We start from the raw sequence: 13,187 nt of genomic DNA on the forward strand, positions 1-13,187 counted from the left end.
GCCACGCTGCAATGCCGTGCTGCGGAGTGGCTCAGGGGCGCTGCCTCACGTCTCGGGCTTGTCCAGGGGACCGAGCCTGCGGCGCACGGGGCTCTCGGGTACGGGTGTGCCCTCGCGCAGGTCGCGGGTGGCGGTCGCGGTTTTCTCGTGCCAGCGGCCGTACCGCTCGGCGAGGGCCACGGCCGAGACGCCGTGCAGGAGGACGCTGAGGCCGACGGTGATCGCGACGACCCTGCCCAGCAGTTCCACTCCGGGGACGTGTTCCTCCACCACGAGTAGCGCCAGTACGACAGAGGCGAGGCCGCGCGGCCCGAACCACCCGATGTACGCCACCGTAGGGGGCCGCAGTCCGCTCCCGGCGAGCGAGAGGGCCACCGGCAGCATCCTGACGACGGTGAGGCTGAGCACCGCGTACAGGATGATCCGCCAGCTCAGGTGCTCCAGGGCAGGACCGAGCAGCACCGCTCCGAAGACCAGAAGGCTGATCGACGCCAGGAGTCCGCCCAGATTCTCGGCGAACTCGGCCGTGCGGTCCGGGTCTTCCTTCTCGACGTCGGTCCTGTAATGGCGCAGGGCGAACCCGAAGGCGAATCCGGCGACCCAGGCGGCGATGAAGCCGCTGCCGTCCGTCACGACGGCGAGTTCGTACGACGCGACCGCGACAGCCAGCAGGTAGACCTGCCGCCACTCCCGCGTGACCCATCCCCTGGCCCGGAACCATTGCAGCAGCCGGCCGCCGAGGCCGCCGACCAGCAGACCCAGCGCGGTGCTCAGCACCAGGGCGCGCCAGAAGACACCCGCCACGCCCTCTTGCGCATAGTGCGTGCCCGGGATGGCTGCCAGGAACAGGACGAAGAAGGGCAGCACCATGCCGTCGTTCAGGCCGCTTTCGACGTTCAGCCCGTGACGTACGAGCGCCGGGACGCGGGGATGGGAGATGGCGGTCTTTCCGAGGGCGGCGTCGGTGGGGGCGAGGATGGCGGCGACGAGTGCGAGTTCCCACACCGTCAGCCCCGGCAGCAGAGGCCAGGCAAGCAGCCAGCCTGCCCCGATACTCAGCGGCAGTCCGATGCCCAGCAGACGGCCGGGCAGAAAGCCCCCGGCCTGCAGGTCCCGTCTGCGGACCGTCATGGCGTCGGTGAACAGGACGAGCGTCAGGGCGGCTTCGAGAAGCGCGATGATCGGGGCGGGGTCGCGCTCCAGGTCGACTAGGCCGAGCACGGCCGGACCGAGGAGGATCCCCGAGCCGACGAACACGATCGCCGACGACAGCGGCGTCGAGGACAGCCGACGCGAGCACAGTGCGTACGCGGCGGTGACGCCCGCCATCGCCGCGCCGGCCCAGGCGCCACCGCTCATGTTCCGGCCCTCCGGATCCACCCGCCGAACGTCCCGGCAGATTGTCGACTCCTGCGCCCCTGCGGCAGCGCCGCCCTTCCGCGTGTACGCGCCGATGGCCTCCTTCTACAGGTCGGCGAAGGACTGCCCGCTGAAGTCGACGAGGACACGCCGGGTGGTGCCGCGGGCAGTGGAACGGCGCGGTGCACTCGCTCCGGACCAGCCGGCGGCTGTCACGGCCGAGCAAGGGGCCCTCACCCGCCCGGGGTGACGGCCTGGCCCCTCGTACGGCGCGGGCGCGGAGACGACGCGCTGCGCGTACGAGGCGGCAAGGACCTCATCCGTAGAGCAGGGGGTCACGGCCCCGGGCAGTTGACCATGTTTGGCCCGAACGGCTCACCCGGGCGGGCCGTCCCGCCGTGGAGCGGCGGAAATGGAGGCAGGCCGATCCCCTCACAGGAGCCCTGGAGCACCCATGACCAGCCCGCACGAGCCGTCCGAGCCCGCTGCCGCCCCGGAAGGGGGCGCGGGTGATGCGGCGGGAAGTGAGCCCAAGCACGGCTCGGCGGCCGTGCGGATCACGCGGAACACCGTCTCGGCGGTGCTCATCGTGCTCACCTGCATCCTGGTGCCGGTCGCGCTGCTCACGGTGTGGGTGCACGACATCGCGCTGGACACCGACCGGTACGTGGAAACGGTCTCGCCGCTGGCCTCGGACCCGGCGATCGAGGACGCGGCGGTGAAGCGCATCACTCATGCCGCCGATGTACGGGTGGACGGCAGCCGGGCCGCCGCGGACATCGCCGCGTGGCTGCAGTCGCAGGGGCTGCCGCCCCGCGCCGCGCAGGCCGTGAAGGGGCTGGGCCCGCAGCTCGACTCCGCGGTCAACGACACGGTCCAGAAGGTGGCCACCCGTTTCGTGCAGAGCGATCGCTTCGAGCGGATCTGGACGAACGCCAACCGGGACGCCCACGCCGCGGTCGTGCACGCGCTCACCGGCGAGGGACGTGGCGCCGTGGGCGTGGACGGCGGGACGGTCACCCTCGACGTCGGCGAGGCCGTCGACCAGGTCAAAGGGGCGCTCGTGGACGCCGGGCTGTCCCCGGCCGCCAAGATCCCCGAGGTCGACAAGCAGATGGTGCTCTTCCAGTCCGACCAACTGGAGAAGATCCGCAAGGGCGCCCATCTGCTGGACGTGATCGGGAACTGGCTGCCCGTGATCGTCGTGGTGATCGGCGCGGCCGGCGTGCTGCTGGCCCACCGGCGCCGCCGGGCCCTGGCCCGTACGGCTCTCGGCGCGGCCTTCGCCTGCCTGGTCGTGGCCGTCGTCCTGGTCATCGCCCGCCGCTACTACCTGGATCATCTCCCGCCCCAGGTCCAGTCGGAGGCCGCCGCGGCAGCCGTCTTCGACACCCTGCTGCACTTCCTGAGGGTCAGCCTGCGCACGGCGATCGTGCTCGGTGTGGTCATCGCGCTCGGCGCCTACCTGATCGGCCCCGGACGACTGCCGCGCGCCATCCGGGGCACGTCCGAGCGCGCCGCGGACTCCACGGCACAGTGGGCGTACGGCCACCAGGTCCGCACCGGCCGGGTGGGGACCTGGACCCAGGCCCACCGCCGGTGGATCGCCCTGGCCGCCCTGCTGATCGTGGCCCTGGTCTTCGCGCTCTGGAACCACCCGACGGCTCTGACCATCCTGCTGCTGGTCGTCATCCTGCTGGCCGTGCTCGCACTGCTCGCGCTCCTCGCCGCCACCGGCCGCGCCACCATCGACGCCGAGCGGGTGGCACCATCGCGTTGGGAGGCCGGCGAGTGACGTTCCGCCACCCGAGCCACCGCCCTTCGAGGCGCGCCCAGGACAGAGCGGATCCGCAGCCCACGCGTGGGAGACGGCTACTGGCGGGCCATGTGCATGCGCATCTCGCTCGGGGCATCGACGATCAGGTCGCCGGACAGGTCGACGGTGACGGTGTGCAGGGTGCCGGTGAACCGGAAGGGTGCCCGGTAGTCGGGGGTGACGGCCGATCCCGGGTTGGCGCCGCAGGCCATACCACCCGGGTTGAAGGCGACCGGGGTGGTGACCGGCATGTCGGTCTCGCCGACCAGGCGGCCGTCGATGTACAGCTGGGCCCGGCCGGATGCGCCCTTGCCGTGGGCGATGTCCGGGTCGCCGGTGGGCTCGAACTCGAAGCGCAGCGTGTGCCGTCCTTCGGGCACCTTCTCGCTCGAGGCCACGTGATGCACGGCCCGTTGGACGTAGTTGTGGGCGTAGTGCAGGTGCCCGTCCTTCACATAGAGGGACCATCCGCCGGCGTTGGTGCCTTGACAGAGCAGGACGCCCGCCGCGCCGCCGGGCGGGATCTCGACGTCTGCGGTGACGCTGTGCGGACGGTTGAGGACCCGGGGCGCGACCGCGGCCGGAAGGACCTGGGTGCCGGGGCGGAAGGTGTAGCCGCTGCGGGCCTGGGTGATCTGCGGGCGCTCCAGCATCAGGCGCTCAAGGGCGCTGCCGTCGATTGGCAGCACGTTGTACTTGCCGGCCTCCACGTACCACAGGGCGATCATCTCGATCAGCTTGCTGCGGTTCTCTTCGGCGAGGTTCCTGGTTTCGGCGACGTCCTCGTCGACGCGGTAGAGCTCCCAGTGATGGGCGTCGAGGTCGTCGAGGTCCGCCATGGTGATCGGGGTGCCGAACGGCCGCGCGGCCTCGGCGAAGGAGGCGCCGGGCCAGGGGCAGACCGCCCGCCATCCGTCGTGGTCGATCGCCCGGTGCCCGAACATCTCGTAGTACTGGGTGCGGTGGCGACTCGCGGCGGAGGCATCGTCGAAGGTGTGAGCGAAGCTGACCCCGTGCAGGGGCGACTGGGTGACGCCCCGGATGCTCGCGGGCGGCTCGATCCCGAGCACGTCCAAAACGGTGGGGACCATGTCGATGATGTGCGCGAACTGGTCGCGGACCTCACCGCGCGCCCGGATACCGTCGGGCCAGTGGACGAGGAAGGGATCACTGACGCCGCCGCGGTAGGTCTCCCGCTTCCACCGCCGGAAGGGGGTGTTGCCCGCCCAAGTCCAGCCCCACGGGTAGTGGTTGAACGTGCTGGGGCCGCCGAGCTCGTCGATCCGGGCCAGACTCTCCTCCAGCGTCTCGGGCGCGTTGTTGAAGAACTGCATCTCGTTGGTGGTGCCGGTCACCCCGCCCTCGGCGCTCGCCCCGTTGTCGGAGACCACCATGATCAGCGTGTTGTCGAACTCGCCGGTCTCCTTCAGGAAGTCCAGCAGCCGCCCGATGTGGTGGTCGGTGTGGGAGAGGAACCCGGCGTAGACCTCCATCATCCGCGCGGCCAGGCGCCGCGCGTCCGGCGTGAGCGACTCCCACGCGGGCACGTCCGGATCGTGCGGGGACAGCTGCGCGTCCGCGGGCACTACGCCGAGCTGCTTCTGCCGGTCGAAGGTGCGCTCGCGGTAGACGTCCCAGCCGTCGTCGAACCGCCCCCGATAACGGTCCGCCCACTCCTTCGGCACATGGTGCGGGGCATGCGTCGCACCAGGGCTCAGGTTCAGGAAGAACGGCTTGTCCGGGGCGACCTGCTTGGCGTCGGCGATGAACGACATCGCCCGCTCGACCAGGTCCTCCGTCAGGTGGTAGCCCTCCTCCGGCGCGGCCGGCGGCTCGACCTGGTGGTTGTCGTACACCAGGTCCGGATACCACTGGCTGGAATCGCCGCCAAGGAACCCGTAGAACCGCTCGAAGCCCCGCCCCAGCGGCCACCGGTCGTAGGGCCCCGCGGCCGACTCCTGCTCCGAGGGCATCAGGTGCCACTTGCCGACCATGTACGTGTTGTAACCGTGCTGCAGCAGTGTCTCCGACAGGAACCCGTTCTCGAACGGGATCTGCCCGTTGTAGCCGGGATAGCCGGTCGCCAGCTCCGTGATCGCCGCCATCCCGTTCGCATGATGGTTGCGGCCCGTCGCGATGCACGAACGCGACGGTGAGCACAGCGCGGTGGTGTGCATGTTGCTGTACAGCAGCCCGCCCGCGGCCAGCGCATCCAGGTTCGGCGTCTCGATCGGGCTCCCGTAGCAGCCGAGCTGCCCGTACCCGGTGTCGTCCAACACGATCAGCATCACGTTCGGTGCACCCGGCACCGCCCGCACCGGCTGCGGCCACGCCGGGCTCGACTCGTCCGTCGTCCGCCCCACCACCCCCGGGAACGCCTGCCCCGGCCTGTACTCATTCCACGATGCCTGCGACATTCCGGCCTCCGTCCCACCAGCCGGCGCGAGCACCGGTGATGTGTGTGCATGCGGCTGTCACAACAGAGCCCTGTCGCCGACATACGATCCCGATCGGATGGCCGGGCAAAAGGCCCTGTCGTCGGCCGTGGCCTGGGGTGCGACCCGCCCACTTCCACGCTAGGTCGCCACCGTCACCACGGCGACCGGGGGCGCGGTATCCGGTCCTCACTGTGGCCGAGGCCCAGTACCACGGCGTGCTCGGGCACAGTGGCGGGCGCCGCCCTTCGTGCGGTTCGCTGCCCGCTGGCCGCGCAGCAATGCCTTTGTGTCCGAAAGCAGGGCTTCCAGCGTATCCAGGCGGGCGGTGTCGGCCTGGAGCGCGTCGAAGGCGAACGACGCAGTCGGGAGTCGCCCGCATACGGGGCAGTACCGGTGTTCTCCGAAGGCCGCGTAGTGTTCTGGCAACCCGTGCTGGCACGCCCTCGCCGCGGTCGGCGGCCTGTCCTCCAAGGCAGCCGGCCGGCGGCTTGTCGCGGTCACCGTGGCGGGGTTACGACCGCCGGGCTAGGACTGGGCCGGGACGTTCGGCGTTTGGCCGCCAGGTGCTGGCCGTCGGCGGGCCGGCGAATGGCGCGTGGGACTTCGCCCCTCACTGGGAGCGGTCACGTCAATTCCGCGGCCAGGGCCGTGAGCGGGACGACGAGTTCGGGATGGTCGCCGCGGGAGGCCGACCGCAGCAGCTCGGTGATGACGGTGATCTGTGCGATGCGTCCGGGCGCTGTCTCGAGTACGGGAAAGGTGTCCCGGACACGCTGGGCGAACGCGGGGACGAGCAGCGAGTAGGCCAGCAGCATGGCTGCGTCGGACGTGCCCGTCGAGCAGGGCGGCGGCCTGGCGGTGCGAGCCAGGCCAGGAGTGGGCTCCGGTGGTGGTCTGGATGCCGAAGGTGAGGTGAAGGGAGTGCTCGCCTTCGGAGGCGGCCACCGAGTGCCACCAGCCGCGAGGGAGGTACAGCATGTCAATCGTCAGGTGCGGCTCGTCGGCACGAAGCCGGTCTTCTCCCTGCCGAAGGGCAACAAGATCCGTTCAGTGCCCCTGCCCACCCAGCTTGCCGCCGCCCTCAAGGCCCACATGAAGGAGTTCCCGCCGGTCGCCATCACCCTGCCCTGGGCAAAGCCCGACGGTGAGCCGAAGACCGTACGCCTGCTCTTCGTCGACGAGAAGAGTCGGGCCTACAACCGCAGCGTCTTCAACATGGGCGACTGGAAGCGTGCCTTGGCCGCCGCCGGTGTGATCCCTCCGCGAGAGCGCGGCGCGCGCTACCTCCAGGCGGTCCCGGAAGACGGCATGCACGCCCTCCGGCACGCCTACGCGTCCGTGCTCCTGGACGCGGGGGAGAGCATGAAGGCGCTCTCCGAGTACCTCGGCCACTCGGACCCGGGCTTCGCGCTGCGGACGTACACGCACTTGCTGCCATCCAGCGAAACCCGCACCCGCAAGGCGATCGACGACGCCTTCACGGAAACGGAAGCCGAGGCGGAGGACGGCGGCGGCCCGCCCGCCGCACCGGGCACATCAGTGCCCCCAGCGAAACCAATGTGCCCTCAACGTGCCCTGGCCGCCTGACGGCCCCTCTCCGGCACTGAAAAGGGCGAGGCCCGAAGACCCCGCCCGCTACCACCAAAACCTCAACTCACGGCCACACCAGGCAGTACGGCTGATGCCCCGCCTCATGCAAGCGGTGCGAGAAGTCCTGCCACTCGTGCAGCAGTTGGTACACGTTGAACGCGTCCCGGGGCCCGCCCCGGTCCGGCACGGTCGACCAGATGAACGCGGCCGCGCCCACCGCCTCCTCGCCGATGCCGCGGAGGGGGTCGACGACCGTCATGGGGAGCTTGACCACCGCGTAGTCGGGGTGCAGGACGACGAGTTCCAGCGGCGGGACCTTGTGGAGGGGGACGCCCTCTATGCCGGTCAGGACCATCGCGGCCATGGTCTCCGGCTTGATCTTGGTGAACATGCCGTTCATGCCGAGCTCGTCGCCGCCGAGTTCCTCGGGGCGCATCGAGATCGGGACGCGGGCTGCGGTCGCGCCGTCCGGCGCGCCGAAGTACTTGTACGTCACCCCCACCCGACCACCATTCCTGCTCCCCGCCCTCAGCCGGTCGACCCTCCGGTCGGCCCGCTCCGGCTCCTCACCCGATCCACCGGGTACACCCGGTACAACGTGTCCCTGCCGGGCTTCGTTCGATTCCTCCGCGTCGCGTCGGTGCTTTCCCCGCCGGGCACGTCGAGGACCCAGGCCGTCAGTCCCCTCGCCCAGTCCGCCACCGCGATGCATATCTCCACCCGACTGCTTTTCTAGGACGCGTGGCCCCCGCCGCGCAACCCGATCATCGTGTCAGTGACCTCCCCCACGGCCGCCCGCCGAAACGTGCGTTGAAACACCTGTCCGCAGGATCTTCGCAGCCCCTGAACAGGGCGCACCACAACATCGTCCCTGTGAGCTGTGTGTATCAGGTCCCAGTCTCGCAGATGACGGAGGGCCGGGACCGGTTGCCGGGTCGGCAGCCGCCTCGGCAGGGCATCCGCACCCGCTTCACCGGTGCATCCGACCCCGCCTCGGCAGCGGCCCCGCTGCCGTCGGTGCCCCCTGGCCTACCCTGAGGAGGTCACTGGCAAAACCGGAGTCCGAGCAGTCGGAGAAGGTCGGAGAAGTCGCAGGACATGAGCGAATTGCCCTATTCATACGATGCGCCTGTCTCGCAGGCCCTGTTCGACCGCGCCGCCGCCGTCACGCCCGGCGGCGTGAACTCCCCGGTGCGCGCCTTCCGTGCCGTGGGCGGAACACCCCGGTTCATGGTGTCCGGCAGCGGCCCGTACCTCAAGGACGCCGACGGGCGCGAGTACGTCGACCTGGTCTGTTCCTGGGGGCCCATGATCCTCGGGCACTCCCACCCCGAGGTCATCGCCGCCGTGCAGGACGCGGTCTCGCGCGGCACCTCCTTCGGCACGCCCGGTGAGGGCGAGGTCACGCTCGCCGAGGAGATGGTCGACCGGATCGAGCCGCTGGAGCAGGTGCGGCTGGTGTCCAGCGGGACCGAGGCCACCATGTCGGCCATCCGGCTCGCCCGCGGGTTCACCCGGCGCACCAAGGTGATCAAGTTCGCCGGGTGTTACCACGGTCACGTCGACTCGCTGCTCGCCGCCGCCGGGTCCGGGGTCGCCACCTTCGCCCTCCCCGACACCCCCGGCGTCACCGGCGCCCAGGCCGGCGACACCATCGTCCTGCCCTACAACGACCTCGACGCCGTGCAGGCCGCGTTCCAGGCCCACCCCGGCGAGATCGCCTGCGTGATCACCGAGGCCTCGCCGGGCAACATGGGCGTCGTACCGCCGATGCCCGGCTTCAACCAGGGGCTGAAGGACGCGTGCGCGCAGAACGGCGCGCTGTACATCTCCGACGAGGTCATGACCGGCTTCCGGACCAGCAGGGCCGGCTGGTACGGCATCGACGGCGTCCGGCCCGACCTGATGACCTTCGGCAAGGTGATGGGGGGCGGGTTCCCGGCCGCCGCCTTCGGTGGCCGCGCCGATGTCATGGGGCACCTCGCGCCCGCCGGGCCCGTCTACCAGGCCGGCACCCTCTCCGGTAACCCCGTCGCCACCGCCGCCGGTCTCGCCCAGCTGCGGCTCCTCGACGACGCGGCCTACGCCAAGGTCAACGACGTGTCGGCGCAGATCCAGGCGCTGGTCTCCGGGGCCCTCACCAAGGAGGGCGTCGCGCACACCGTGCAGAACGCCTCCAACATGTTCTCCGTCTTCTTCACGGACCGCCCGGTCCGCGACTACGAGGACGCCAAGGCGCAGGAGTCGTACCGCTTCACCGCCTTCTTCCACTCCCTGCTGGCGGGCGGCGTCTACCTGCCGCCGTCGTCCTTCGAGTCCTGGTTCGTGTCCACGGCCCACGACGAGCGGGCGGTCCAGCTGATCGCCGACGCCCTTCCGGCGGCGGCCCGAGCGGCTGCGGAGGCCACCGCGTGAGCAACAACACCTCTGAGAGTCCCGAGTCCAGGGACATCACCGTCGTCCACCTGATGCGGCACGGTGAGGTCGCCAACCCGGACGGCGTCCTCTACGGCCGTCTCGGCGGCTACCACCTCTCCGAGCTCGGCCGGCAGATGGCCGACCGGGTCGCCGAGCACCTCGCCGGCCGGGACGTGACGCACGTCGTGGCCTCCCCGCTGGAGCGGGCGCAGGAGACGGCGATGCCGATCGCCAAGGCGCACGGCCTGGACATCGCCACCGACGAGCGGCTCATCGAGGCCGAGAACGTCTTCCAGGGCAAGACCTTCGGGGTCGGGGACGGCGCGCTGCGGCGGCCGGAGAACTGGAAGCACCTGGTCAACCCGTTCAAGCCGTCCTGGGGTGAGTCGTACGTCGACCAGGTCATCCGCATGATGGGTGCCCTCGACGCGGCGAAGGACCGGGCGCGGGGCCACGAGGCCGTGCTCGTCAGTCACCAGCTGCCGATCTGGATCGTGCGGTCGTACGTCGAGAAGCGGCGGCTGTGGCACGACCCGCGCAAGCGGCAGTGCACGCTCGCGTCCCTGACGACCTTCACGTACCGGGGCGACAGGATCGTGTCCGTCGGCTACACCGAGCCGGCCCGCGACCTCGTCCCGGCCCATCTCCTCGCCGGGGCCAGGCCGGTGAAGGGGCAGGGCAAGGCCTTCGGCGCGTAGGGCACTTCTGTATGCCTCTGTTACGAAATCCGTAAGTATCGGAGGAACCTCCCCGTTCGTCGCCACCTCTGACTGGGTGACCACCAGAGAACGTGACGAACGGGGATGCAATGCGCACTCTCACCCGCAGGGGAGCACTCGGACTCGGCACGGGCGCCGCGGCCGCCGCAGGACTGGCGGGGTGCGGCACGCTCACCTCGTCAGACGGGTCGAGCCATGCCGGTGGTTCCGGTTCCGGTTCCGGGGGCGGCCGTTCCGGCAGCCCGAAGCCCACCGCCCGCCCCCTCGGTGACGGCTCCACCTCCTTCACCGGCAAGCAGCCCCACCAGCCCGCGAAGCCGGAGCCGTTGGAGCCGGGGCAGACCCCGCCGCAGTTCGTGGTCTTCTCCTGGGACGGGGCCGGCGAGGTCGGCAACGGTCTCTTCCCGCGCTTCCTGGACCTCGCCAAGGAGCACGAGGCGAGCATGACCTTCTTCCTCTCCGGGCTGTATCTCCTGCCCGAGTCGAAGAAGCGCCTGTACGACCCGCCGAACAACCCGCGTGGCGCCTCCGACATCGGCTACCTCACCGACGAGCACGTCAGGGCGACCCTGACGAACGTCCGGCGGGCGTGGCTCGAAGGGCACGAGATAGGCACCCACTTCAACGGCCACTTCTGTGCCGGTACCGGCACCGTCGGCAACTGGACGCCCCGGCAGTGGCGCAGCGAGATCGACCAGGCCAAGTCCTTCGTCAAGGAGTGGCGCACCAACACGGGCTGGACCGACCTGCCCGCGCTGCCCTTCGACTACGACAAGGAACTCGTCGGCGGCCGCACGCCCTGCCTGCTCGGCCAGGACAACCTGCTGCCCACCGCCCGCGAACTCGGCTGGCGCTACGACGCCTCCTCGCCCGGCGGCCGTCAGGTCTGGCCGCAGAAGCGGGAGGGGATGTGGGACCTTCCCCTGCAGGCGGTACCTTTCCCCGGCCGCCGGTTCGAGGTCCTGTCGATGGACTACAACATGCTCGCCAACCAGTCCGTCAACTCCACCAACGCGCCCTCCTACAACTACCCGGCCTGGCGCGAGCAGTCCGCCGGCGCCTACATCGGGGGGTTCAAGCGGGCGTACGAGACGAACCGGGCCCCCTTCTTCGTCGGCAACCACTTCGAGCACTGGAACGGCGGCATCTACATGGACGCCGTCGAGGAGGCCCTGAAGCACATCGCGCGGGAGAAGGAGAAGGGCGAGGACGTACGCCTGGTCTCCTTCCGGCAGTTCGTCGACTGGATGGACGTGCAGAAGCCCGACGTGCTCGCCAAGCTGCGTACGCTCGACGTCGGGCAGCAGCCGGTCGGTGGCTGGAGCGAGTTCCTCAAGGACACCGCCTCGACCGCCTCGGAGACCGCCTCAGGGGCCTCCTCGAACGCTGCCTGAAATGCGGGTTTCCGCCCGCAAGGGGGGTGCGCAAGATCCCCAGAACGGGCATGCGAAACTTTTCACATGAGTGCCGCCAGCCGTAGTCGCACCCGTCGTCGTGCCGTCCTGCTCACCGCCGTCGCCGCGGCAGCCGCGCTGACCCTTTCCGCGTGCGGCTCCGGCGGTACGTCCGGCGGAGGCGGCGACACCAACTTCGTCACCGGCAACAAGGGCATCGACACCGTCGCGCAGGGCAAGCGGACCGCGGCTCCCGACCTCTCCGGCGCCACCATCGACGGCAAGCAGCTCGACGTCGCCGACTACAAGGGCAAGGTCGTCGTCCTCAACATCTGGGGCTCCTGGTGCGGGCCGTGCCGTGCGGAGGCCAAGTACTTCGCCAAGATCTCCAAGGAGTACGCGGGCAAGGGCGTCCAGTTCGTCGGTATCAACACCCGCGACGCCAGCACCGGACTCGCGCTCTCCTTCGAGAAGGACTTCGGCATCACCTACCCGAGCCTGTACGACCCCACGGGCAAGCTGATGCTCCGCTTCAAGAAGGGCACCCTCAACCCGCAGCTGATCCCCTCCACGCTCGTTCTCGACAAGGACGGCAAGATCGCCGCGCGGGCACTGCTGGCCCTCGGTGAGGAAAATCTGCTCAGCATGATCAAGCCCGTCCTCGCGGAGAAGTGACGTGAGCGCGCTGGTGACCCTCGCCGAGGCGACGGGCCGCAACGAGACCGTGTTCAGCGGGGCCCTGCTGGTCGCCCTGCCCATCGCCCTGCTCGGCGGACTCGTCTCCTTCTTCTCACCGTGTGTCCTGCCCCTCGTCCCCGGCTACCTCTCCTACGTCACCGGCGTCACCGGCACCGACCTGGCCGAGGCCCGGCGCGGCCGGATGGTCGCCGGCGCCTCGCTGTTCGTGCTCGGCTTCACCGCCGTGTTCGTGTCCGGCGGGGCCCTGTTCGGGTACTTCGGCGAGACGCTGCAGGAGCAGAAGGGCATCCTGTCCAAGGTGCTCGGCGTGCTCATGATCCTCATGGGCGTCTTCTTCATGGGCCTGATGCCCTGGCTCACCCAGCGCGAGTTCCGCTTCCACAGGAAGCCGACCGCCGGGCTGGTCGGCGCCCCGGTCCTCGGCGCCCTCTTCGGCATCGGCTGGGCGCCCTGCATCGGACCCACCCTCGCCTCCGTGCAGGCACTCTCCTTCAACCAGGCGAGCGCCGGCCGCGGGGCGATACTGACGGTCGCGTACTGCGTGGGCCTCGGCGTACCGTTCGTGCTCGCCGCGGTCGCCTTCCGCAAGGCGCTCGGTGCCTTCGGCTGGGTCAAGCGCCACTACGTCTGGGTGATGCGCCTGGGCGGCACCATGATGATCGTGACCGGTCTGCTGCTGCTGACCGGCGCGTGGGACCAGATCGTCTCCGAGATGCAGACCTGGTCCGACGGCTTCACTGTGGGGATCTGATCG

Annotated in this window: 11 protein-coding genes and 1 pseudogene; 7 read left to right on the forward strand and 5 right to left on the reverse strand. The window is 70.1% G+C overall.

All coding sequences use genetic code 11. From position 1 onward, the window contains the following. Positions 1–45 precede the first annotated feature (45 nt). On the reverse strand, positions 46–1,359 hold the full coding sequence (locus tag ACFWWR_RS12335) for a cation:proton antiporter (RefSeq protein ID WP_384303117.1): 1,314 nt from the start codon (positions 1,357–1,359) through the stop codon (positions 46–48). A gap of 454 nt (positions 1,360–1,813) precedes the next feature. On the opposite strand from ACFWWR_RS12335, the gene ACFWWR_RS12340 reads away from it, so the two are divergent. Further along, entirely contained in the window at positions 1,814–3,154 is a 1,341-nt protein-coding gene (locus ACFWWR_RS12340) for a hypothetical protein (RefSeq protein ID WP_384303119.1), read from the forward strand. Between the two features lie 77 nt (positions 3,155–3,231). On the opposite strand, the gene ACFWWR_RS12345 is transcribed toward ACFWWR_RS12340, so the two are convergent. From ACFWWR_RS12345 to ACFWWR_RS12355, 3 genes and pseudogenes are all read right to left on the reverse strand, one after another. Further along, on the reverse strand, positions 3,232–5,592 hold the full coding sequence (locus ACFWWR_RS12345; RefSeq protein ID WP_384303121.1) for an arylsulfatase: 2,361 nt from the start codon (positions 5,590–5,592) through the stop codon (positions 3,232–3,234). A 644-nt stretch (positions 5,593–6,236) separates the two neighbouring features. After that, the gene (locus ACFWWR_RS12350) at positions 6,237–6,428 is read right to left on the reverse strand and encodes a hypothetical protein (RefSeq protein WP_383874819.1); all 192 of its coding nucleotides are present in this window, start codon (positions 6,426–6,428) and stop codon (positions 6,237–6,239) included. A 64-nt stretch (positions 6,429–6,492) separates the two neighbouring features. Beyond that, positions 6,493–6,594 (reverse strand): annotated as a pseudogene (locus ACFWWR_RS12355) (JmjC domain-containing protein); the annotation flags it as partial. Positions 6,595–6,663: 69 nt separating this feature from the next. Between ACFWWR_RS12355 and ACFWWR_RS12360 the strand changes: the two are divergent. After that, complete coding sequence (locus tag ACFWWR_RS12360; protein ID WP_384303213.1) at positions 6,664–7,200, forward strand: tyrosine-type recombinase/integrase; 537 nt, start codon at positions 6,664–6,666, stop codon at positions 7,198–7,200. Positions 7,201–7,267: 67 nt separating this feature from the next. Here the strand turns inward: ACFWWR_RS12360 and ACFWWR_RS12365 are convergent, their stop codons facing one another. After that, positions 7,268–7,705, reverse strand: a complete 438-nt coding sequence (locus ACFWWR_RS12365) for a hypothetical protein (protein ID WP_003974483.1) — start codon at positions 7,703–7,705, stop codon at positions 7,268–7,270. Positions 7,706–8,301: 596 nt separating this feature from the next. Between ACFWWR_RS12365 and hemL the strand changes: the two genes are divergently transcribed. The 5 genes from hemL (at position 8,302) to ACFWWR_RS12390 (ending at position 13,184) form a co-directional block, all read left to right on the forward strand. Next, positions 8,302–9,618, forward strand: coding sequence for a glutamate-1-semialdehyde 2,1-aminomutase (gene hemL, locus ACFWWR_RS12370; RefSeq protein ID WP_383874817.1), 1,317 nt, complete (start codon positions 8,302–8,304; stop codon positions 9,616–9,618). Positions 9,619–9,671: 53 nt separating this feature from the next. Then, positions 9,672–10,319 carry a histidine phosphatase family protein gene (locus ACFWWR_RS12375; RefSeq protein ID WP_384303215.1) on the forward strand — a complete coding sequence of 216 codons (648 nt, stop codon included), beginning with the start codon at positions 9,672–9,674 and terminating at the stop codon, positions 10,317–10,319. Between the two features lie 110 nt (positions 10,320–10,429). Further along, the gene (locus ACFWWR_RS12380; RefSeq protein WP_384303123.1) at positions 10,430–11,734 is read left to right on the forward strand and encodes a hypothetical protein; all 1,305 of its coding nucleotides are present in this window, start codon (positions 10,430–10,432) and stop codon (positions 11,732–11,734) included. A 66-nt stretch (positions 11,735–11,800) separates the two neighbouring features. Continuing rightward, positions 11,801–12,409 carry a TlpA family protein disulfide reductase gene (locus ACFWWR_RS12385; RefSeq protein WP_383874812.1) on the forward strand — a complete coding sequence of 203 codons (609 nt, stop codon included), beginning with the start codon at positions 11,801–11,803 and terminating at the stop codon, positions 12,407–12,409. Between the two features lies 1 nt (position 12,410). Then, the gene (locus ACFWWR_RS12390) at positions 12,411–13,184 is read left to right on the forward strand and encodes a cytochrome c biogenesis CcdA family protein (RefSeq protein WP_383874811.1); all 774 of its coding nucleotides are present in this window, start codon (positions 12,411–12,413) and stop codon (positions 13,182–13,184) included. The last annotated feature ends 3 nt before the right edge of the window (positions 13,185–13,187 follow it).

The sequence above is a fragment of the Streptomyces sp. NPDC058678 genome, assembly GCF_042714835.1.
In the GTDB taxonomy this organism is placed as follows: domain Bacteria; phylum Actinomycetota; class Actinomycetes; order Streptomycetales; family Streptomycetaceae; genus Streptomyces.

Excerpts from the sequence above, each read along its gene's own strand:
- ACFWWR_RS12335 (WP_384303117.1), bottom strand. The coding sequence starts at position 1,359 with ATGAGCGGTGGCGCCTGGGCCGGCGCGGCGATGGCGGGCGTCACCGCC.
- hemL (WP_383874817.1), top strand. The coding sequence starts at position 8,302 with ATGAGCGAATTGCCCTATTCATACGATGCGCCTGTCTCGCAGGCCCTG.
- ACFWWR_RS12375 (WP_384303215.1), top strand. The coding sequence starts at position 9,672 with ATGCGGCACGGTGAGGTCGCCAACCCGGACGGCGTCCTCTACGGCCGT.
- ACFWWR_RS12380 (WP_384303123.1), top strand. The coding sequence starts at position 10,430 with ATGCGCACTCTCACCCGCAGGGGAGCACTCGGACTCGGCACGGGCGCC.
- ACFWWR_RS12345 (WP_384303121.1), bottom strand. The coding sequence starts at position 5,592 with ATGTCGCAGGCATCGTGGAATGAGTACAGGCCGGGGCAGGCGTTCCCG.
- ACFWWR_RS12350 (WP_383874819.1), bottom strand. The coding sequence starts at position 6,428 with ATGCTGCTGGCCTACTCGCTGCTCGTCCCCGCGTTCGCCCAGCGTGTC.
- ACFWWR_RS12340 (WP_384303119.1), top strand. The coding sequence starts at position 1,814 with ATGACCAGCCCGCACGAGCCGTCCGAGCCCGCTGCCGCCCCGGAAGGG.
- ACFWWR_RS12385 (WP_383874812.1), top strand. The coding sequence starts at position 11,801 with ATGAGTGCCGCCAGCCGTAGTCGCACCCGTCGTCGTGCCGTCCTGCTC.